Genomic DNA, 19219 nt, shown 5'->3' on the forward strand with positions numbered 1-19219 from the left:
GTTCGTTTCAGGATCTTTACCGTTCGCGGTAAAGGTCCTTTTATTTTGAAACGAACGAAAAAGGAGCTGGAGCGGATGGAACTGGGAGCGGATTTTTGGTCGTCGTTGCTCGCGATTGTCGTCATTGATCTGGTGCTTGCGGGCGACAACGCCATCGTCATCGGGCTTGCGGCGAGAAGGCTGCCGAAGGAGATGCGCAGAAAGGTCGTCGTATGGGGAACGGTCGGCGCCGTAGCGATCCGGTCGCTGCTCACGCTGGGCGTCGTCTGGCTGCTCGGCATTCCCGGCCTGCTTGCCGCCGGAGGCCTCATGCTGGCATGGATCGCTTACAAGCTGCTGGCGGATGAGCACAAGCACGACCTATCGGCGCCCCAAGCAGGGGTGTGGGCCGCCATCCGGACGATCATCGTGGCGGACGCGGTCATGGGCCTCGACAACGTGCTTGCGGTCGCGGGAGCCGCGCACGGCTCGTTCGCCCTCGTGGTCATCGGTTTGCTCATCAGCGTCCCGATCGTCGTATGGGGCAGCGGACTCATCCTGAAGGCGGCGGATCGCTTTCCGGCCGTGCCCTACATCGGTGCGGGCGTGCTGGCCTGGACCGCGGCGAAAATGATCGCCGGCGAACCGTGGCTGAAGCCGGCCGCGGAGGCCGTCCCCTACGGCAAATGGTACTTCGCCGCCCTCGTCGTGACGGCCGTTCTGCTGCTGGGCCGCGCTGCGCGGAAAAAACGGGGAGCAGCCGGTTCGGAACCGCTGCTGAGCAGGGATGCGAGCTGACTCGGCTGCAGGCGGATTCCGGGCTGCGCTTGACAGCCGCACACGCCGTGCTATAATCTACCCGAAATCGGCAGGAGGCCGTCATGTAGGCTGCGAGCCTGCGGAAGTTACGGTGTTCGGCGATCATTTGAACGATCTCGGTTTATTCGTCCTGGCCGGCAGGAAGGTGGCGGTCGCCAACGCGCATGAGCGGATTGCCGAGCTGGCGGATGAGCGCACAGCGTCGAACGATGAGGACGGGGTGGCCCGTTATATCAACCATGTGTTGGCCCGTGAACCGGCAGCAGCCGCTCCAAAGGAGGAAACCGGATTGGCGATTGTGAAGGCAGGCATTGATGCGGGCGGCACGCTCGTGAAAATCGCATATGAAGAAAATGGCGGGGAAATCCGTTACGTCAAGCTGGCCTCCGATCCGCTCGAGGCGGCGGCGGCGTGGATTCGCAGCAGGATGCCGGAGGCCCGGTTGTGCATGACGGGCGGACGGGCATCCAGGCTGCTTGGCCTGCTGGAACGGTCCGCGGAATCGGTATCGGAATTTGAAGCGACCTGCGAAGGCGCGAAACGGCTGCTTGAGCAGGACGGCAAGTCGTGGGACCGGTTCTTGCTGGCGAACGTCGGTACGGGAACGTCGATCCATATCGTCGGCGGAGATGGAGCGGCAAGGGTAGGCGGAACCGGCGTCGGCGGCGGAACGATACTCGGTTTGGCGCGGCTGCTTGCCGGAACAGCCGATTTTGAGAGCATCGTCCGGGCGGCACAGGCAGGCATACGCGACACGGCCGACCTGAAGGTCAGCCATATTTATGAGGGCGCGATACCGCCGATCGACGGCAATCTGACGGCGAGCAACTTCGGCCGCGTGGAAGAGACGATACGACGGTCCGCGGGCCTCGGGCAATCCGCGGAATTCCCGGTGGAAGATGTGCTGGCTTCGGTAATCGGCATGGTCGGCGAGACGGTCGCGACCGTCAGCGTGCACGCGGCGGGGCAGCACGACGCTCAAGTGATCGTCTACATCGGCTCGTCATTCGAGTGGAACGAGCCGCTGAAGGAAGCGGTAGCTTCGTATACGCGCTTTCGCGGGGCGGAGCCGTATTTTGCGCCGAACGGCGCGTTCAGCGGCGCGCTCGGCGCGCTTCTGGCGCTTGTTCCCGAAGGGAAGGCAACGTGAAACGCTTTGCTGCCTCGTTAATATTTAATGTTGTTAATATTTAACCAACGGGCAGGCTCCGCGGAGCTTGCCCGTTTTTTCGACCAATGGCTGCCCCGGCACTGCTGCAAGCCTCACGTGCTTCATGCACAAAAGAAAACGGCTCAATTGTTCTCCGTGCCGAATATGCGCGGAAAGCCGACATAACGGCGGCGGCGGCGCTTTCTTTTCCGCTTGGGTAAGAATATGATGAGGTATGGCGATCACAAAGGGGGTATTCGCATGGACATCCGTAAATACAGATTGGACGACACCGAGAAGCTGCATTCCAGCGAAGCCCGGGACGAATATGAGAAGGACTACGCGCGGCTCATCCAGTCGCCCGCATTTCGAAGGCTGCAGGGCAAATCGCAGGTGTTCGGCGCCGGCACGGGCGATTATTACCGCACCCGCCTCACCCACTCGCTGGAGGTGTCGCAAATTGCGCGCGAGGTGGCGAGGCGGCTCGGCAAAACGTATGCCTTTCTCGCCGCGCCGGAGCATCCGGGACTGATGCTGGAACCGGAGGTGGTGGAGTGCGCGTCGCTGGCCCACGATTTAGGGCATCCGCCGTTCGGCCACAAAGGGGAGGAGGTGCTGAACCGGCTGCTTACCGCCCGATACGGCCTGCCCTACGAAGGGAACGCCCAGAACTTCCGTATTCTTATGTTTCTGGAGAAAAGGGCGGGGAGCGACAGCGGTCTGGACCTGACGGCCGCCGTCCTGCTTGCGATCAACAAGTATCCTTTTCCGCTCGGCGAGCCCGGCCGGATCAAGGGCGTATACGATATGGAGTGGGAGGCGGTGCGCCGGCTTCGCGGCATGTGGGGGATGCCCGCCGGCTGCGCCACGCTGGAAGCCCAGCTGATGGACCTGTGCGACGATATCGCCTATTCGACGCACGATATCGAGGACGGCATCCGCGCCGGCAAAATTCTGATGAGCCGCAGCTTCTTCGAGGACGACAGCCTGATCGGACATGTCGTGCAGGAGATCGTTGACGACCAGGGCAACATGAATGTGGGCTGGCAGCAAATCGACATCGGCGCGATGGTGAAAGCGGTGCTGGAATCGTATTTGACGCAGTGGGAATCGGTGTACGAGGACTCCGGCCGTGAGCCGTCGCGCGCCCGGCGGGAAATGAAGGCGCGTTGGGTCAGCAAGTTCGCCAATCAGGTCGGCATTCTCGACGATCCGGCGAACGGTTGGAAAAAGGTGACGTTCGTGCGCGACGGCGTGCAGGATATCGAGCTGCTGCGGACGATGGAAATTTTGAAAAAGCTGGCCTGGGTGACGCTGATCAAGGATTTCCGCGTGCAGCGGCTGCAGAAGCGCAGCGAGATCATGATCACCCGATTGTGGGAAACCTTCATGGAATATGAGACGGGGAAGCTTATTCTGCCCCCCGACTGGATCGCGAACTACGAGCAGCAGAAAGGCAAATGGCCGTGGGAGCGGCTCGTCGCCGATTATATCGCCGGCATGACCGACGCGTACGCGGAGAAGGTTTACGCCGAGCTGTACGCAAGCCGCACAGGCTCGATCTATGAAAGGGATTGACGTTGCCGGACGGACGGCGGGACGCTAATGCTGCGACCTGGCGTTAAACCGTTCGGCTACAAACAGCATGGCGAACGAGAGCAGCACGATGGCGCCGGTCCACGCCCAGGCAAGCGGCATGCGTCCCGCATCGACGGCCGTATAAATGGCCGTCGGCAGCGTCTGGGTCCTGCCGGGTATGTTGCCGGCAATCATCAGCGTCGCGCCGAATTCGCCCAAGCCTCGGGCATAGCCGAGCAGGAAGCCGGCCGTGAGCGAGCGCCCCGCCAGCGGCAGCGTAATATACCGAAATACTTGCAGCTCGCTTGCGCCTTGGGCGCGCGCGGCGTCCTCCAACTCCTTCTCCACACCCTCAAAGCCGGTGCGCATCGTCCGGTAGGCAAGAGGGAAAGCCACAACGACCGCGGCAATAACGGCCGCTCCCCATGTGAACACGATCGTGCGGTCGAACAGCCATTCAAACGTTCGGCCGAGCCAGCCTTGACGCCCGAACAGGACAAGCAGCAAAAAACCGACGACCGTCGGCGGGAGCACGAGCGGAAGAAGGAGGATCGTGTCGACGATGCTCCGTCCGCGTATCCGGCTTCTTGCCATTCGGTGAGCGGTCAGCAGGGCGAGCACGAAGACGAATACGCCGGCAAGAAGCGATACTTTGATCGTCACGAAGAGCGGCGGGAGGAAAGCGCTCCAATCCGTCATGCAAGCCGCTCCTTTCTCAGGGTCTAATGGTGAATCCGCGCTCGGTAAATATGGCTGCGGCTTCTTCTCCAAATAAATAATCATACAGACGCATCGCTTCCCGCTGATGCTCGGACGCTCTCATAATGCCGATCGGGTAAACGATCGGAGCATGCAGCCCGGAAGAAATTTCAGCAACGACTTGGACGCGGCCCGATGCGAGCGCATCGGTCAAGTATACGATCCCGGCTTCCGTATTGCCGCTTTCCACGTAAGTCAGCACCTGGCGCACATCCTTGGCGAACACCAGCTTCGGCTCCACAGCCTCCCAAACCGCCGCATTCGTCATCGCTTCCTTGGCATAGGCGCCGGCGGGCACCGTTTCCGGTTCGCCGACCGCGATTTTCCGGAAACGATCGTCCAGCAGACCGCGCAAGCCGGGTATCGATTGCCGGTTATCCGCCGATGCGATGACAACAAGCTTATTGCCGAGCAGCGTCCCTTGCCGGGAGAGCAGTTTGCCCCGCGCAAGGGCATCCACCTGTTTTTTGCCTGCCGAAAGGAACAGGTCCGCCGGCGCGCCTTGTTCGATTTGTTTTTGCAGAGCGCCCGAAGATCCGTAGTTCATGATCAGGTCGACTTCCGGATACCGAGCCTCATAGCGGAACTCGATTTCGTTCAGGCTGTCCTGCAGGCTGGCCGCCGCCGAAACGAGCAGCTCCGTTCTGCCCTCCGCAGCATTGCCGCCGGCCCCCCCACCCCGGCCGAAGCATCCGGCGAGCACGGCGATCGACAGCATGGCCGCGGTTATTATCAAGCTGCGGCGCGCATATATATTCTTTGCCATAAATGGTCTCCCGTCCGTTATCACTTATCCGAATTATTCTAACACAGGTTCCGGCGGCGTATCTATCGTTTTGATGCCACGCGGCGCCGTTTTTCTGGTATAATCAAGAGGCAGTTATAGAGATCGCATACAAAGACGGGGTGCTTTTACATTCAGAGGTGAATGGATTGATCGCGCAAGCGGTAATCGTCAACGGCTCAAATGAAGTGCTGATGGTCAGGGAGTATGTGGAAAGAGGCGATATTGTCTGGAATTATCCCGGCGGCGGCGTCGAGGTGGCGGAAACGCCCGAGCAGGCCTGCATCCGCGAGGTGAAGGAGGAGACGGGCTACGACGTCCGAATCATCGACTGCCTTTGCTTCGAGAATTTGAAATATACGTACCGGGCCGAAATTGTCGGCGGCGGCTTGGCCGAGAACAAGCCCGGACCTCTTAACGGCGACATATTGGAAGTCAAATGGGTCCGGCTGGATGACGAAACGGTATTTGACGTCGTCACCCGGCCGATCCGGGACAAGCTTTGCGGCTGAGAGGCGCCCTCCCGTAAAAAGACGGCGCGATGTATGGATATACATGCGGCGAAATGGGCAAAAATAACAATGACACCATTTCGTCGACAGGAGGAATCTCCATGCAAAACCAGCCGAACATGAGCCCGGGCACGATGCAGAATTCGGTTCAGGCCGCTAACGCTATGCAAATGCCGGGCGGTATGCCGTCCCAATTGCAAGGCGCGCAGCAGCCGAGTACGCAGCAAATGTCATATGACCAGTTCAAGGATCAGGTCAGGCAAAGGCAGGAGCAGCAGGAAAGGTTGGCGCGGCAGGCGCTGGTGAGCGCCGGAGCGGACCGTCAGTCCGACCGGATACGCTCGCTGCTGTAGGATGTGCAAAGCATCGGACAGGAGGTGCAAATGGCCGAAAACCAGGTCCAGGTGCAAATGAATGCCCAGCTCAGGCAGCTTCAGTTGATCCAGCAGCGTCTCAAGCAGATCGAGTCGGCCGTGCAAGCGGCGCTGCCCCAGAATCAGAATCGGATGCCGCTGCAATAAATTTCCTGAAAGAAATAAATCCGTTGGTTATAAAAGCCTTTCTAATGCGCGTCAAGCGTGCATCCGGAAGGCTTTTTTGTCGGCCGGGCGGGTTACTCGTTGTTCAGCTTCAGGAGCTCCAACAGCTTGAACAGCAAACTGAGCACGATTGCCGCCACCGTGGCGAGCGCCATGCCCTTGAGCTCCAGATGGCCCCACTTGAACGTCGTGCCGCTGATGCCGATGACGAGCTTTGGACAGGTCGCGTCCGACCATATTGCTCGTGACAAGCAGGTGCCCGACATGCTCCGCGACGACGACAAGCGCGGCCGGGACGATGACGATCATGCTCGCCCAATCGAACTTCGGCGCCGTGAATTCGGGCATCTCCAGCATGGAAGCCGCGTTCACCCGGCTGAAGTCGACGATGCCGAGCCGCCAGGCGAGCAGATAACCCGCGACGAAGCCGATCAGGATCGGGATGATTTTCATGAAACCGCGAAACAGCACGGAGCCGAGAATAATGATCAGCAGCGTTGAGACGGACACGGCAACCGTCTTCGGGTCGGCTTGCCATGCCTGCGCGGAATTCCAGTCGGCGGGCTTGATCCAACCGGCCATCTGTGCCGCGACCGGCACCAGCTCCAGGCCGATGACCGCTACGATGGCACCCATTGCCGCCTGCCGGGGCTTTGCTTTGTGGCAATTATTAGGATGGGCAAATAAGAGGACGGTTGTAAGCCGCATTTACGATAATACATAATTAACATTATGTAAACTTTGTGGCGGCTTGTGGTTTCACGGCGAGCTGCGATTTCTCCATTGAATCGAGCCGCGCATTCCGAGCGAATGTGCGGTTTTTTGCTTTTGCGCGAAAACCGCTTGCGTCGAACGGGAGGATATTTTAGTGCAATTGTCGAATTAACATAGCCAGCAGAGGGATTGACGCCACAAGGAACGGCTAATTGAGGGGGCAGTGACACAATGAACAAATACCGGGAAGCGCTGCTTGCTTCTATTCGCAAACAATTAAATGCATGGCTCGAGCTCGGCCGCGACGACGTGAGTCGTGACGATCTGTACCGATTTCTGCATACCGTCCGCGGAACGTCGGGCACGATCGGGCTTGCCGCGATCTCGAACACGACCGCCCGATTAATGGATGAGCTTGAACAATCCGGGCGCAAGTCGTGGACAACCGGACAGTTGAGGACTTTTTTCTCCGACTTGATACGCGCCGTTTATGCCTTGGGGCAACAGGAAACAACTGTGCAAGGCGGGGCGGACGGAACCGGTTCCTTCCGGTTCGATCAGGATGAGCAGCCGGCCGTGCTTGTGCTGGACGACGACGATGCGTTCCTTTTGTATATGAAGGAGGAGCTTGGGAAGCGGGGATACAGGGTGATCGCCACGACGAATCCCTCCCTGGCCATGGATTATGTGCGCGAATGCAACCCTCAGTGCGTGGTGCTTGACCTCTTCATGGACCATACGGCCGGTGTCGAGTTCATGCTGGCGCTGCGCGACAAGATGAAACGTCGGTTTATCCCGACGACGGTCGTCGGCGTCGAGGACACGACCGCCAACCGGATCCAGGCATTCCGCCTGGGTGCCGACGACTTTGTGGCCAAGCCGTTCGAGATGGCGGAATTGGCTGCCAGGCTTGAACGACAGCTGGTTCGCAAACGGCTGTTCGACCGGCTGCTGCGCACCGGCGGCTTTCGGCCGAACTCTAATATAGGTTTTTGCGAATCGAACGATTAGGAGGAATGACCGATGGCAACGATTCTGCTCGCAGAGGACGAACCCGTATTGCGTATGCTGGTGATGGATTCTTTGGAGGATGAAGGATATGACATCGAGGTGGCATGCGACGGCCAGGAGGCGTTCGACAAGATTAAGGAACGCGACTTCGATCTGGTCATACTGGATTATATGATGCCCCGCATGACCGGCATCGAGGTGATCGAGCGGATGCGCGAGCTCCCTGAGCGAGTTTCGACGAAAATATTGATGCTCTCGGCGAAAAGCCAGCAGTCCGAGCAGAACAAGGTTTTTCAGGCCGGGGCCAACGATTTCATGTCCAAGCCTTTCAGCCCGTTGGAGCTTGTGGCCAAGGTGGAGGAAATGTTGAATGCTTAGGCGGTGGCACCATTATTTCCGCTCCAGTATAAGCCGAAGATTTACCGCCCTTATGGTGACTTCGCTCAGCCTTATTCTGATCGGAGCCATTATCGTGTTCTGGAGCACGCTGTTTCTGGCAAACCGGTATAACGACCGGATTACGGAAATAAACGAGAAACGTCAGGCCATATCCGATTTGGCCAGCGGTGCCAAGGAAATCATCCTGCATTCCCGCGGTTATTTGGTCTATCAAACGCTTTATGAGAACGATCGGGTGTTCGCGTTGCGTGACGAATTGAATAAGGATTTGAAGACGGTCAGAACGTACCCGCTGAGTGCATCCGAGCAGAATCTGTTGCAATCCATTGAGGATTATTTCCTTTTCACCTTCGATCAGCGTTATCCCAAATCGGTGGAATATGCGCTTGCGAACGATTACGAGGCGATCCGCGAGCTGGTGAAGGCGGATCAGACGAATCCGACCAACGATATGATCGCCTTTGCCCGCGAGCTGGAATTGGAGGCGCAAACCGACGTCAATCTGGAGAGCGGCAATCTTATTCGGGAATTATCGAAGCAAGGGCTGTATTTTATTATTTACGTTCTGTTGATTCTTTGGGCTACCTGGTACTCCGTTCGGGTTATCGCCAAGGACGTCAATGAACCGCTGCGCGTATTGTCCGATACAGCAGGCCGTGTCGCGCGGGGCGAACTGGTCAGCTTTCAATATCAATCCCGCTCGGATGAGATCGGACAATTGTCCGGCTCTCTGGATATGATGATGGTGTTGCTAGTCAATAAAGAGGAGGAGCTCGTTGCGCAGAACGAAGAGCTGATTGCCCAACAGGACGAGCTTCAAATGCAACAGGAGGAGCTGCAAGACGCGCTTCAGAGAATGGAGGAGAACGAGCGGTATTTACAGAAGCGGAACCAGCTCGTCCAATCGTTGTCGAACACGCTGGACAAGCAAGAACTGCTGCAAAGCATCATCCGCCATATGGTTGAAATTACCGGCACGGACAAAGGCGCAATCAAGCTTGCCAACGCGAACCGCGATATGGCGTTCTTCGGCATCTCCCGGCAGGCGGCCGATCAATTCCGTGCTACGGCGAACGAGAGCATGCTGGCAAGGGTCCGTCAATCGAAGCGGATCCATACGGTTACGAGGGAGTGCACGGTCAGCGAAAAAGGCTATCATGAGGACCCTATGACGGCGACCGACTTCTACATTCCGGTTCTGGGCGACAATCAAGAGGTGGCGGCTTTGATCATGCTGACGCGTATCGGGTGCAGGACCGGCAAGAACGATGAGGAAGAAATGATGGGCCTCGCTACGCAAATCTCGCTTTCGCTCGCCAAGCTCGAAATTTATGAGAATTCCGAGTATCAGCGGCAGATCAACTATGACATGCTCAACACGATCCAGGAAGCCGTTCAGCTGATGGATTTGACCGGCAATACGATTCATGTGAACACAAAATGGTTCCAGCTGCTGGGATTTAATCGGGACAAGCTGGCCGTCAAAAATATGTCGCTCACCCAGTTCTCGTCACTAATGGCCCAGCGGGTCGCGGACCCCGATGGGGTGCTTCGGTTCATTATGAAGCAGTTTGAGGACGGAACGTACGAGCCGAGCGCGATGAATTACGAACTGACGCTGCCCGAGCACCGCTATATTCAAATCTATTTCGAGCCGCTCTACCGCGGCAGCGAATTGTTCGGCACCCTGCTCGTACACCGGGATATTACCAAAGAATATGAAGTCGACCGGATGAAATCGGAATTCGTCAGCACGGTCAGCCACGAGCTGCGTACGCCTCTTGCCAGTGTCCTTGGCTTCGCGGAGCTGCTGCTGCATAAGGAATTGAAGCCGGAGAGGCAGCGCAAGTATATATTCACGATTCACCAGGAAGCGCGCCGCTTGACCACGCTCATCAACGATTTTCTCGATCTCCAACGGATGGAATCGGGACGCCAGAGCTACGATTTGAAGCCGTTGCGTTTGTCGGCGATCATCCAAGAGGCGATAGAGCTTCAGAAAGTAAATGCGGGGCAGCACCGGTTCGAGTGGAAAAACACCTGCGGCCGCGCGCTCGTTATGGCCGATCGGGACAAGCTGCAGCAGGTATTTACTAATTTGATCAGCAACGCCGTTAAATATTCGCCGGGCGGCGGCACGATCACGATCGACTGCCGGCAGGAAGGCAGGAATATCGTCGTCGACATCACGGACGAAGGACTCGGCATTCCGGCTGACGCTCTACCGAAGCTGTTCAGCAAATTTTACCGGGTGGATAATTCCGACCGCAGGGAAATCGGCGGCACCGGACTCGGTCTCGCCATCGTAAAAGAAATCGTCAACCGGCACAAGGGCGATGTCGCGGTCCAATCGGTTTTGGGTACCGGAAGCACCTTTACCGTCACATTGCCGGTCCTCGACGGCAACGAGCAGATCTCCGATCCCGAATCGGCCAGAGGAACGACGGGCAAAGTCGCGTACGACATCATGCTCGTGGAGAACGACCTCAACCTTTCTCTGCTGCTCCGCGGCGAGCTGCAATCCAGCGGTTTTCGCGTCCATTCGTTTGCGGACGGCAAAGCCGCGCTTGAAGCGGTGCCGGACATCAAGCCGCATGTCGTCGTACTCGATATCATGCTGGAAACCGGCTTCAGCGGATGGGATTTCATTAGCGTGCTGCGCAGCGACGAGCAGATGGCCCAAACGCCGATCATCATTTCAAGCGCATTCGAGGAGCGGCGCAAAGCGGAGCGGCACGGTGTATACGCCTTTATAATAAAGCCTTATTTGCCCGGCAAGCTCACGGAGATGATCTGGCGGATTCTCCGGCATGACCCGGATTAACGGGGGAACGCTACGGTTAATGATGGGAAAGTCATGCTGGAGGAGTGTTGAAGCGATGAAGGATTACGGGGATCGTAACGGCCGACCGGGAAACCGACCACAACGGCATTCTGGACGGCTATTTGCCGTTGTTCCAATGGGATGAGAACGGCATGGGCTATTTACATATGGATCCGGACGATCCCCATGTACTGTTGGTCGATGACGATTATATGCAGGATTCTTTATCTACCTGAAGCTTGAGTTTGCCATGCTGTGCTGCGTCCATCAACTCCCACATTGAGCCGAGAATCATAGCAGCTTCCCTTGGGAAAACCAACAAAGGGTTAAGCTTGAGGTGTTACACCACTTAGCTCAAACCAACGACGAAAGGGTGGCAGCACAAGCATGAAACGGACGATCACGAGCATACTGATTTCAGCGGGGTTATTGTTGGCGTTGTCAGTCCCTGCCTATGCGGAGAACGGTACCGCGACCTCCACACGCACCGGCACGGTCGGTCCTATGGGCGGCGGCATTTCTCCGGGCGCCGGAACATTTAACAACGGCAACGGCACAATGCCGGGTACGTACGGAACGTATGCGACCGATAACGACCGTACCTTCGGCGTTCTGGACGACGACCGGAACGACAACGGTGCGCGCCGTTTCAACACGAACACCGCCGACAACAACGGGAACGGCAACCGCAACGGCCGCGTACGTGCGACGGCGGCCGACACTGGGGGCGATAACGACGTGGACTGGGGCTGGCTCGGTCTGCTCGGCTTGCTCGGCCTTGCCGGCATGCGCAACCGCAACCGGCAATCGACCTAGCAGGAACCACAACGGAACGGACAACACGCCCGGGCATTCGTCTACGGCGGTTTGTCCGTTCTTTTTTCTGCCAACAAAGCAGGGTTGACTAGCCGCGGTCGGGCGTGTTTTTCTTCTTATCGATGGCCTCGGCCATTGTCCTGTCCGTCAGATGCGCATAAATCTGCGTCGTTTCCGGCGAAGCGTGTCCGAGCTGCTCCTGCGTTTTGTAAATATCGTTGCGCAAGTAATAATCGGTGGCAAAGGAATGGCGAAGCTTATGGACGGACAAATAGGGCTTTCCGAACCGTTTGGCGTATTTGACCACCATTTCCTGTATGGCTCTTTTGCTCATGCGCGAGCCTTCGCGCTTGCCGTTGGCCACGGCGAGAAAAAGCGCTTTTTCCCGCTTGGGGGCATGATATAACGTGTCGCGCTGCCGGACATATTCCTTCAGGTCGTCCACCGCGTCGCTGCGAAAATAGACGGGGGTTTTGAACGTTTCGTCGCCAGCGCCTTTGCGGTATACATAGGTCAGCTTCTTCTTGAGATCGATGTCGTCGATATTCAGGTTGACGACCTCGGATACCCGCAGCCCGGAATGAAGCACCAGGCAAATGATACAGGCGTCGCGTATTTTGTTTTTATCGTAGGAGTAAAGCGCCTGCTTGTTCCCCGCCAAATCCGCGGCATAGCCCTCCTTGACATAATGGAGGAAAGCGCGGATTTCCTCCTCCTGCAGCAGCTTGCCTTCCAGCTTGGCCGCGCTGTCTTTCGGTTTATGCGTTCTCTTGATGGACACCTTCGCCATCACGTTGCGCTTCAGCAGCGGATAAAAGTGATCGTCTTCGGCGATCTGGCTCAAGTAATGAAACAGCGAGCGGAGGGAGGACAGCTTGCGCGATATCGTCGTTTTACTGTTTGCCGGCGCTTTATGGGCGGCGAGGAACATTTTATAATGGTCGACGCTGTCCATATGAAGCTTCTCCAGATCCTCAAGCGGAATCAATTTAAGGTCGCCGGCCTGCGTAAGGCCTTCGGCCATGAGCCAGCTGAAGAACGTTTCGTAATCCCGGACATACTCCAGCAAAGAAGAGGGAGACAGGTCCGGCAGCTTGTAATTGATGAATTTCTCCACATACCAGGGCATCGACGGCGTTTTTTTGTCCAGCTCCTGCCGGTCTTTTCGTTTAATGACGTTCATGTCTGTCTTCACCCCGAAATCGTTGATCAAAAGCTCGTATCGCTTTATATTCTATCATGGCAGGAGACGGCGGGGTATAGAGGGATGACGCCGCATGCGAGAAGAGAGCCTGCGCTTTACGGATCAGCCGCAAACGCCGGGCTTGGCTTCGGCTTCCTGTGATTATGCAATAGGCGATAGCGGCTTGGCGAAATGCCGACCTCCCGTTTGAATACGACGCTTAAATATTCGGTATGCTTGAAACCGGCTCTGTCGGCGATGGCGATGAGGGAGAGATTGGTCTCGGCGAGCAGTTGCTTCACGTATTTGAGGCGTACGGCCATGATCTCTTCGTGGGGCGTTCGGCCAAGCACCTTCCGGAATCGATGCTCAAGAACTCTCCTGGAGAGCGGCAGTTCATTCAGGATATCCATGACTGTAATCCCGTCACAAGCATAGTGATGGATGAAATCGAGGGCTTCCGATACAAGCTTGTCTTTTCTGGAGATGGGGTCCATCATGGCAACGGCTTCTGCGTTGCCGTGCTGACTGGCGTGCTTGGCCATCATTTGATCCAGAAGGGCTGCTGCGTTATAGCCAGCTTTTACGGAATTGACGATCACGGTGGACAACTGCCGATCGAGCTTCACGTAAAGCAATTCCTCGCGATCACAGCCGATGATGGAAACATCGGCAGGGATATCGTACCCGGCCAACAGACATGTCTCGACCAGCACATCCTCCTGCGAGCAGGCCAGGATGCCGATCGGTTTAGGCAGGTCATCGAGCCAGCGGGCGATGCGGATTTGTTTCTCAATCTCGGACTTGCCGGCATAAGCGGATATGAATGCATTGCAGGGATAGCCTCTTTGCGTCAGACACGCCCGAAAATGATCATTCAATCCAACGTACGCTTCATGCCGGGCCTCACGGAAGGTGGCGAATGAACGGATGCCGCGGTCGAGAAAATATTCGGCCGCCATTTGTGCGGTCAGCATTTCGCTCGTGACCAGGGAAGGAAGATCCGGCTCCAATCCGGTCGCGCATAACGCGACGGTGGGGAGGTTTAGCTTCACGATGAAATCGGCCAGTTGTTCGGATTCAATGCGTGCCAGAATGCCATTGCCTTTCCAGTTGGCCAGCCAAGTGAAATCGCCGCCTTCTTCACAATCACCGATGTACACGGACCAGCTCTGATTCTCCTTCGTATACTGTTGGATACCTTTCAGCAATCCTTTATCATAACCGTTCGAGGGCTCAATGAATAAGGCAACTTGTTTTCCGGATACGGCTTTATATGGGATTGACGCCATGATCCACAACCACCTTCACTAAGTTGTTTTCGGTGATTCGAGAGTTGGTTCGCTCATCTCTTAGTGTCTCTTGCGTCCACCTGCGGGTTTACCAAATTAGGAGGGGTTAGACCGGCCAATCCCTTCAACAGATTATCCGCGGCAATGTCCGCCATACGCAAACGGGTTTTTATGCTTGCACTCCCGATATGCGGGAGGGTGACGACATTGGGAAGCGTGAGCAGCGGATGGTTCGCGGGGACAGGCTCCTGCTCGAATACATCAAGCCCGGCAGCCCATATTTTGCCTTCCGCCAACGCATAGTATAGTGCGGTTTCATCTATGATTCCGCCGCGGGAGGTGTTGATCAGAATGGCGGATTGCTTCATCAACGCGAGTTCATTATGACCGATAAGATGGCGGGTTCCCGGGGTATACGGCACAAGGATGCAGACGAAATCGGATTCCCTGAGCAAGGTCGCCATGTCGCAATATTCCAGGCCCAGCTGCTCTTCCGCCTCCGGCTTGCGCGTTCGGTTGTGATAGTATACTTTCATATCGAACGCTTTTGCACGCCTCGCCACCGCTTCCCCGATCCTACCGAGACCGATGATGCCCAGCGTTGAACCGTATACGTCCTGCCCGGTTAGCAGCATGGGTGACCATGTCACCCATGCGCCGCGCCGCAGATAATCGGAGGACTCGACCAGCCGCCGGGCCGTCGCCATCAGGAGCGCAAAGGTAAGATCGGCAGTCGTTTCGGTCAGGACGCCCGGTGTGTTGGTGACCATGATTCCTTTGGCGGTTGCCGCCTCGATATCGATATGGTTGTAGCCGACCGCCAGGTTCGCAATGATCTTCAGGCGCGGTGCTTTCTCCAACAAGGCGGCATCGATCTGTTCCGTGAGCAGGCAGAAAAGGCCGTCCGCTTCTCTGATTTCCCGCTCCAGCACCTCCCTCGGCACGGGAAGGTTCTCTTCCTCCCATAGGGTAACCTCGCAGGTCTCTTCCAGCTTTGCAAGAATGCCTTCGTTCAGCTTCCTCGTTACATAAATTTTTGGCTTCATTGTTCCACCTCATTCCCAAAGTTAAGCATTGGCTCCACATGAGCCACCGACGACGAGGACAGGCTCCATCAGATGTGTCTTGGCCTGTGCGATCTTGTGTTTGGACCGGATTTGCCGGATCAGGTCGGTGGCAGCCAACTGGCCCATCTCGTATGCCGGCTGCTTTACTATCGTTAGCGGGGGATCGACCAGGCGTGACCAGGCCGTTTCATCGTAGCCTACGAATGACATTTCATGAGGAATACCGATATGACTCTCTTTGATCGCTTCAAGAATCTCAAGGCTCATCAGATTATTCGTGGAGAAAATGGCTTCGGGCCGGTCGTCGCCGGCCAACATCCGCTTGGTCGCCAGCTTCGCGGCATCTTTGCCGTCCTCAACGATCCGGATGAGCGAATCGTCAACGTCGATACCGTAGTGGTTCAGCGCCGATATGTAGCCCTCGATTCGTTCAAGGCGGGGGCTTACCCCTCCGGGCGGATAGACGAGGATGGCAATTCGCCTTCTCCCCAATCGAATCAAGTGTTCGGTTGCAAGGAACGCGCCTTTGACATTATCGACGGCTATCGTCTCGATAGGCAGCCCCTGAATCTTTCGGTTCAATGCAATGATGGGGTAGCGATTTTCAATCAGCGATTCAAACAATGCCTGATTTTTGGCGGTGGGGTTGATGATGATGCCGTCGACCTTGTTATTGCGCAGACCCTTGATATGCTGTTCCTCAATGGCGGCGTCTTTGCGGGCGTTGCAAATCATGAGGCTGTAGCCAAGGGAACGGCAAGTGCGTTCCACGCCGTCAAGGACGGCGGACCAGAAAGGATTCTGGAGATCGGATAACACGATGCCGATGACATCCGTCTTCAGCGACCTCAAGCTTTGGGCCAGCGCATTCGGAGTATAGTCGAGACTCGAGATTACCGCCTGGACCTTTTCCTTCGTCTCCCTGGTTACTTGGCTAAAATTACCGTTCAATACGCGTGAGACGGTAGTCTTGGAAACGCCGGCCGCTCGGGCAATATCTCCGATTGTGGTCACGAAGTCACCCCTCCCATATTTAAAGCGCTTACAGGAATCGTTATCGGAAAACGGTAAACCACGCCGGAAACCGGTACCGGAGAACGGTTTACTAAACCGATTAACCCCAGTCTATCAAATCAAAATATCCATTTCAACATGTATTGGCATTCTTTCGCTCGTTTCTTAAATAGCCGAAAACGATCCATGCACAACGGAAAAACACGGGTTTATCTACCTTGCCGTCGCCCTTCAAATTTGATTTGTATATTTATCATGCCGGATCATGAAGGTATATGTAAAAAATCTCAATTATTTAAGCGCAAAATCTCATCGACTATGGAAAAGTCCCCAAAATATAATAGCGATACAAATCCGGAAGGGTTGGGTGTACAGCAAAAATAAACGGAGGGTTCTTCATGAAGAAAAAAATGAAAGCGCTATTCCCGTTGTTGTTGGTCGTTGTATTCATCGTAAGTCTGGCCGCCTGCAGCGGCGGATCCGATTCCGGCGGGAAATCGGGCGACGCACCGGCAGCGGACACCGGAACGGAAAACACGCAGGCCGCGAACACGGAAGAGACCAAAACCGAGCCTGCGAACGATGCCGGCGGCGAGAAGGTAACCATCACATTCGCCTGGTGGGGCGACGCGAAGCGGCATGAGAAATACAATGCGATCGCGGACTTGTACGAGAAAGAGAACCCCTACGTCAAAATCGAACGGCAGTACGGCTCGTTCAATGACTATTGGGACAAGCTGGCGACCCAGACCGCAGGCGGCAACGCACCTGACGTACAGGGCATGCATGCCACGTATGTAGCGGATTACGCGCAGCGCGGCGCGCTGCTCGATCTGGAACCTTATCTGGCAGACGGGACGATCGATATCGGCAGTTTCCCCGATTCCGTCAAGGAAGTTCAGAAGGTTGAAGGCAAGACGGTCATGATCGCCCAAGGCGTTACGATGACGGGCTGGAACTACAACAAAGGAGCGCTGGATAAGCTCGGCGTAGCCGCTCCGGATTACAACTGGACCTGGGATGACTTCCTTGCAAAGGTCGCTGAAATTCAGAAGGCAATCAACGCAAGCGATAATAAAAAGCGGTGGGCCTCCGTGGATGCCAGCGGCGACATCACGGGTGTGCAGGTATACGCCCGCCAGAAGGGCACCGATCTTTTCACCGCGGAAGGAAAGCTCGGCGTTACGAAGGAGCAAATGACGGAATGGTTCGCGATGTGGGATAAGCTCCGTAAGGACAAGGTGATCCCGGATGCGGCGACCAGCGAACAATATGCAACCGTTTCTCTCGACCAAGGCATGCTGGTAAAAGGACTGGTCATTCTGGCGACATTCCCGTTCAACCAGATTCCGCTGTATCAGAACTATATCGCCGATGGGGAAGTTCAGCCGCTGCGCAGACCGCTCGATCCAAGCGGCAAGGAAGGTGAATTCGTCGAAGGCGCGTACCTGGCAGTGGCCAAGACTTCAAAGTATCCGAAGGAAGCGGCGGATTTCATCAGCTTCTTCGTGAATAACGAAGAAGTCCAGAAGATTTTCAAGCTGGAGCAGGGCGCGCTCGGCTCGACCAAAGGAAATGAAGTCATCAGGCCTACGCTGAATCCGGCGGAGCAAAGAACGCTCGAAGCCATCGAAACAAGCTTGAAGACGGCGGGCAAGCTGCCGCTGCCTCCGAAAGGCCAGGGAGAAGTGCGCACGCTCCTCACCGAAACATCCCAAGCCGTGGCATTCGGCCAGCTGAGCCCGGAGCAGGGCGCGCAGGAGTTCGTAGAGAAGGCGGCCGAGATTCTGGCCAAATCATCCTGACAACCGTTGGTACGGTAATTTACACACGGCCCGGACGGGTGCACCGTTTCCGTCCGGCCGTATATTTGGGAGTGACATTATGCCGGCATTAAAAGCCTTTTGGAAAAACAATTGGGTAGGCTATCTGTTCCTCAGTCCCTGGTTGATCGGATTGATCAGTTTGACTGCTTTTCCAATGGGCTTTTCGCTTTATCTGGCATTTACCGAGTATGATTTGCTGACCCCGCCACAATGGATCGGCCTTCAGAACTTCACGGAAATGTTTGCGGACAGAAAGTACTGGGCGAGTGTAAGCGTAACCCTCCAATATGTCTTCCTCGGGGTACCGCTTGCCCTTTCCTTTGCGCTCGCCGTTGCGCTGCTGCTCAATCGCGGCATCAGGGGCCTGCGTGTATATCGGGCTATCTATTATATCCCGTCCCTGTTCGGAGGCAGTGTGGCGATCGGTCTGCTGTGGCGGCAGATTTTCGGCGGAGACGGCTTGCTTAACAACTTCCTTGCCCAATTCGGCATAGAGGGGAAGAACTGGATCGCGTCTCCGGATACGGCCCTTTATACGCTGGTTGTGCTTGCGGTTTGGCAGTTCGGATCGTCGATGGTTATTTTCCTGGCAGGGCTCAAGCAGATTCCGACGGATCTGTACGAGTCATCCAGAATCGACGGAGCGAGCCGATGGAGGCAATTCCGGAGCGTGACGTTTCCGCTGCTGACACCGATCATTTTTTTCAACCTCGTCATGCAGGTCATCCACGCGTTCCAGGCGTTCACCTCCGCTTATGTGGTAAGCGGCGGTACGGGCGGGCCGCTTAACTCCACCCTTTTTTATACGCTGTATCTGTACCAGAAAGGGTTTGCCCAGTTCTCCATGGGCTATGCTTCCGCAATGGCCTGGGTGCTGCTGCTTGCCATTGCGACCGTGACCGGCCTGCTCTTCCTGTCGTCCCGCAAATGGGTGTTTTACCAAGAATAGAGGT

The 19219-nt window shown here is 56.3% G+C and carries 19 protein-coding genes; 12 read left to right on the forward strand and 7 right to left on the reverse strand.

Annotated features, from left to right (window positions below):
- Positions 1 to 75 precede the first annotated feature (75 nt).
- The 3 genes from RWM61_RS03010 to RWM61_RS03020 all read left to right on the forward strand — a co-directional run bounded on the left by RWM61_RS03010 (position 76) and on the right by RWM61_RS03020 (position 3526).
- Positions 76 to 777: a TerC family protein gene (locus RWM61_RS03010; protein ID WP_313997241.1), complete on the forward strand. Its 702-nt coding sequence runs from the start codon at positions 76 to 78 to the stop codon at positions 775 to 777.
- Positions 767 to 1948, forward strand: a complete 1182-nt coding sequence (coaW, locus tag RWM61_RS03015; protein ID WP_313997243.1) for a type II pantothenate kinase — start codon at positions 767 to 769, stop codon at positions 1946 to 1948. Before RWM61_RS03010 ends, coaW begins: the two co-directional genes overlap by 11 nt.
- Before the next feature lie 261 nt (positions 1949 to 2209).
- The gene (locus RWM61_RS03020; protein ID WP_313997245.1) at positions 2210 to 3526 is read left to right on the forward strand and encodes a dGTP triphosphohydrolase; all 1317 of its coding nucleotides are present in this window, start codon (positions 2210 to 2212) and stop codon (positions 3524 to 3526) included.
- A 24-nt stretch (positions 3527 to 3550) separates the two neighbouring features.
- Here RWM61_RS03020 and modB read toward each other — a convergent pair whose 3' ends face one another.
- Complete coding sequence (modB, locus tag RWM61_RS03025) at positions 3551 to 4225, reverse strand: molybdate ABC transporter permease subunit (protein ID WP_313997247.1); 675 nt, start codon at positions 4223 to 4225, stop codon at positions 3551 to 3553.
- A gap of 16 nt (positions 4226 to 4241) precedes the next feature.
- Positions 4242 to 5051 carry a molybdate ABC transporter substrate-binding protein gene (gene modA / locus RWM61_RS03030; protein ID WP_313997250.1) on the reverse strand — a complete coding sequence of 270 codons (810 nt, stop codon included), beginning with the start codon at positions 5049 to 5051 and terminating at the stop codon, positions 4242 to 4244.
- Between the two features lie 167 nt (positions 5052 to 5218).
- On the opposite strand from modA, the gene RWM61_RS03035 reads away from it, so the two are divergent.
- The 3 genes from RWM61_RS03035 to RWM61_RS03045 all read left to right on the forward strand — a co-directional run bounded on the left by RWM61_RS03035 (position 5219) and on the right by RWM61_RS03045 (position 6102).
- Entirely contained in the window at positions 5219 to 5581 is a 363-nt protein-coding gene (locus tag RWM61_RS03035; RefSeq protein WP_313997252.1) for an NUDIX hydrolase, read from the forward strand.
- Positions 5582 to 5682: 101 nt separating this feature from the next.
- Positions 5683 to 5934 (forward strand): hypothetical protein, encoded by a 252-nt coding sequence (locus tag RWM61_RS03040; RefSeq protein WP_313997255.1) that lies wholly within the window; start codon positions 5683 to 5685, stop codon positions 5932 to 5934.
- A 30-nt stretch (positions 5935 to 5964) separates the two neighbouring features.
- Positions 5965 to 6102: a hypothetical protein gene (locus tag RWM61_RS03045; RefSeq protein ID WP_313997257.1), complete on the forward strand. Its 138-nt coding sequence runs from the start codon at positions 5965 to 5967 to the stop codon at positions 6100 to 6102.
- Positions 6103 to 6153: 51 nt separating this feature from the next.
- On the opposite strand, the gene RWM61_RS03050 is transcribed toward RWM61_RS03045, so the two are convergent.
- Positions 6154 to 6756: a solute carrier family 23 protein gene (locus tag RWM61_RS03050; RefSeq protein ID WP_399537771.1), complete on the reverse strand. Its 603-nt coding sequence runs from the start codon at positions 6754 to 6756 to the stop codon at positions 6154 to 6156.
- A gap of 309 nt (positions 6757 to 7065) precedes the next feature.
- Between RWM61_RS03050 and RWM61_RS03055 the strand changes: the two genes are divergently transcribed.
- From RWM61_RS03055 to RWM61_RS03070, 4 genes are all read left to right on the forward strand, one after another.
- Positions 7066 to 7845, forward strand: coding sequence for a response regulator (locus RWM61_RS03055; protein WP_313997260.1), 780 nt, complete (start codon positions 7066 to 7068; stop codon positions 7843 to 7845).
- 12 nt (positions 7846 to 7857) lie between these two features.
- A complete protein-coding gene (locus RWM61_RS03060) occupies positions 7858 to 8223 on the forward strand; it encodes a response regulator (RefSeq protein WP_313997262.1) in 366 nt (121 codons plus the stop codon).
- Entirely contained in the window at positions 8216 to 11068 is a 2853-nt protein-coding gene (locus RWM61_RS03065) for an ATP-binding protein (protein WP_313997264.1), read from the forward strand. The genes RWM61_RS03060 and RWM61_RS03065 overlap by 8 nt, the downstream gene beginning before the upstream one ends.
- Positions 11069 to 11455: 387 nt before the next feature.
- Positions 11456 to 11884, forward strand: a complete 429-nt coding sequence (locus RWM61_RS03070) for a WGxxGxxG family protein (RefSeq protein ID WP_313997266.1) — start codon at positions 11456 to 11458, stop codon at positions 11882 to 11884.
- 88 nt (positions 11885 to 11972) lie between these two features.
- On the opposite strand, the gene xerS is transcribed toward RWM61_RS03070, so the two are convergent.
- The 4 genes from xerS to RWM61_RS03090 form a co-directional block, all read right to left on the reverse strand.
- Entirely contained in the window at positions 11973 to 13067 is a 1095-nt protein-coding gene (gene xerS / locus RWM61_RS03075; RefSeq protein WP_313997268.1) for a tyrosine recombinase XerS, read from the reverse strand.
- 116 nt (positions 13068 to 13183) lie between these two features.
- Positions 13184 to 14359 (reverse strand): helix-turn-helix domain-containing protein, encoded by a 1176-nt coding sequence (locus RWM61_RS03080; RefSeq protein WP_313997270.1) that lies wholly within the window; start codon positions 14357 to 14359, stop codon positions 13184 to 13186.
- Between the two features lie 53 nt (positions 14360 to 14412).
- Complete coding sequence (locus RWM61_RS03085; RefSeq protein ID WP_313997273.1) at positions 14413 to 15405, reverse strand: D-glycerate dehydrogenase; 993 nt, start codon at positions 15403 to 15405, stop codon at positions 14413 to 14415.
- Between the two features lie 21 nt (positions 15406 to 15426).
- A complete protein-coding gene (locus RWM61_RS03090; protein ID WP_313997275.1) occupies positions 15427 to 16440 on the reverse strand; it encodes a LacI family DNA-binding transcriptional regulator in 1014 nt (337 codons plus the stop codon).
- Positions 16441 to 16838: 398 nt separating this feature from the next.
- Here RWM61_RS03090 and RWM61_RS03095 point away from each other — a divergent pair, with 398 nt between their 5' ends.
- Together RWM61_RS03095 and RWM61_RS03100 are read left to right on the forward strand one after the other, a co-directional pair.
- On the forward strand, positions 16839 to 18245 hold the full coding sequence (locus RWM61_RS03095; RefSeq protein ID WP_313997277.1) for an extracellular solute-binding protein: 1407 nt from the start codon (positions 16839 to 16841) through the stop codon (positions 18243 to 18245).
- Positions 18246 to 18324: 79 nt separating this feature from the next.
- Positions 18325 to 19215 carry a sugar ABC transporter permease gene (locus tag RWM61_RS03100; protein ID WP_313997279.1) on the forward strand — a complete coding sequence of 297 codons (891 nt, stop codon included), beginning with the start codon at positions 18325 to 18327 and terminating at the stop codon, positions 19213 to 19215.
- Positions 19216 to 19219 lie beyond the last annotated feature (4 nt).

This window comes from uncultured Paenibacillus sp. (genome assembly GCF_963515335.1).
In the GTDB taxonomy this organism is placed as follows: domain Bacteria; phylum Bacillota; class Bacilli; order Paenibacillales; family Paenibacillaceae; genus Paenibacillus_I.

What these genes read in the sequence shown, in the direction of transcription:
- RWM61_RS03095 (WP_313997277.1), top strand. Translation starts at nt 16,839, where the DNA reads ATGAAGAAAAAAATGAAAGCGCTATTCCCGTTGTTGTTGGTCGTTGTA.
- RWM61_RS03040 (WP_313997255.1), top strand. Translation starts at nt 5,683, where the DNA reads ATGCAAAACCAGCCGAACATGAGCCCGGGCACGATGCAGAATTCGGTT.
- RWM61_RS03070 (WP_313997266.1), top strand. Translation starts at nt 11,456, where the DNA reads ATGAAACGGACGATCACGAGCATACTGATTTCAGCGGGGTTATTGTTG.
- RWM61_RS03050 (WP_399537771.1), bottom strand. Translation starts at nt 6,756, where the DNA reads ATGGGTGCCATCGTAGCGGTCATCGGCCTGGAGCTGGTGCCGGTCGCG.
- RWM61_RS03080 (WP_313997270.1), bottom strand. Translation starts at nt 14,359, where the DNA reads ATGGCGTCAATCCCATATAAAGCCGTATCCGGAAAACAAGTTGCCTTA.
- RWM61_RS03055 (WP_313997260.1), top strand. Translation starts at nt 7,066, where the DNA reads ATGAACAAATACCGGGAAGCGCTGCTTGCTTCTATTCGCAAACAATTA.
- RWM61_RS03045 (WP_313997257.1), top strand. Translation starts at nt 5,965, where the DNA reads ATGGCCGAAAACCAGGTCCAGGTGCAAATGAATGCCCAGCTCAGGCAG.
- xerS (WP_313997268.1), bottom strand. Translation starts at nt 13,067, where the DNA reads ATGAACGTCATTAAACGAAAAGACCGGCAGGAGCTGGACAAAAAAACG.
- RWM61_RS03100 (WP_313997279.1), top strand. Translation starts at nt 18,325, where the DNA reads ATGCCGGCATTAAAAGCCTTTTGGAAAAACAATTGGGTAGGCTATCTG.
- coaW (WP_313997243.1), top strand. Translation starts at nt 767, where the DNA reads ATGCGAGCTGACTCGGCTGCAGGCGGATTCCGGGCTGCGCTTGACAGC.
- modB (WP_313997247.1), bottom strand. Translation starts at nt 4,225, where the DNA reads ATGACGGATTGGAGCGCTTTCCTCCCGCCGCTCTTCGTGACGATCAAA.
- RWM61_RS03060 (WP_313997262.1), top strand. Translation starts at nt 7,858, where the DNA reads ATGGCAACGATTCTGCTCGCAGAGGACGAACCCGTATTGCGTATGCTG.
- RWM61_RS03085 (WP_313997273.1), bottom strand. Translation starts at nt 15,405, where the DNA reads ATGAAGCCAAAAATTTATGTAACGAGGAAGCTGAACGAAGGCATTCTT.
- RWM61_RS03020 (WP_313997245.1), top strand. Translation starts at nt 2,210, where the DNA reads ATGGACATCCGTAAATACAGATTGGACGACACCGAGAAGCTGCATTCC.
- RWM61_RS03065 (WP_313997264.1), top strand. Translation starts at nt 8,216, where the DNA reads ATGCTTAGGCGGTGGCACCATTATTTCCGCTCCAGTATAAGCCGAAGA.
- RWM61_RS03010 (WP_313997241.1), top strand. Translation starts at nt 76, where the DNA reads ATGGAACTGGGAGCGGATTTTTGGTCGTCGTTGCTCGCGATTGTCGTC.
- modA (WP_313997250.1), bottom strand. Translation starts at nt 5,051, where the DNA reads ATGGCAAAGAATATATATGCGCGCCGCAGCTTGATAATAACCGCGGCC.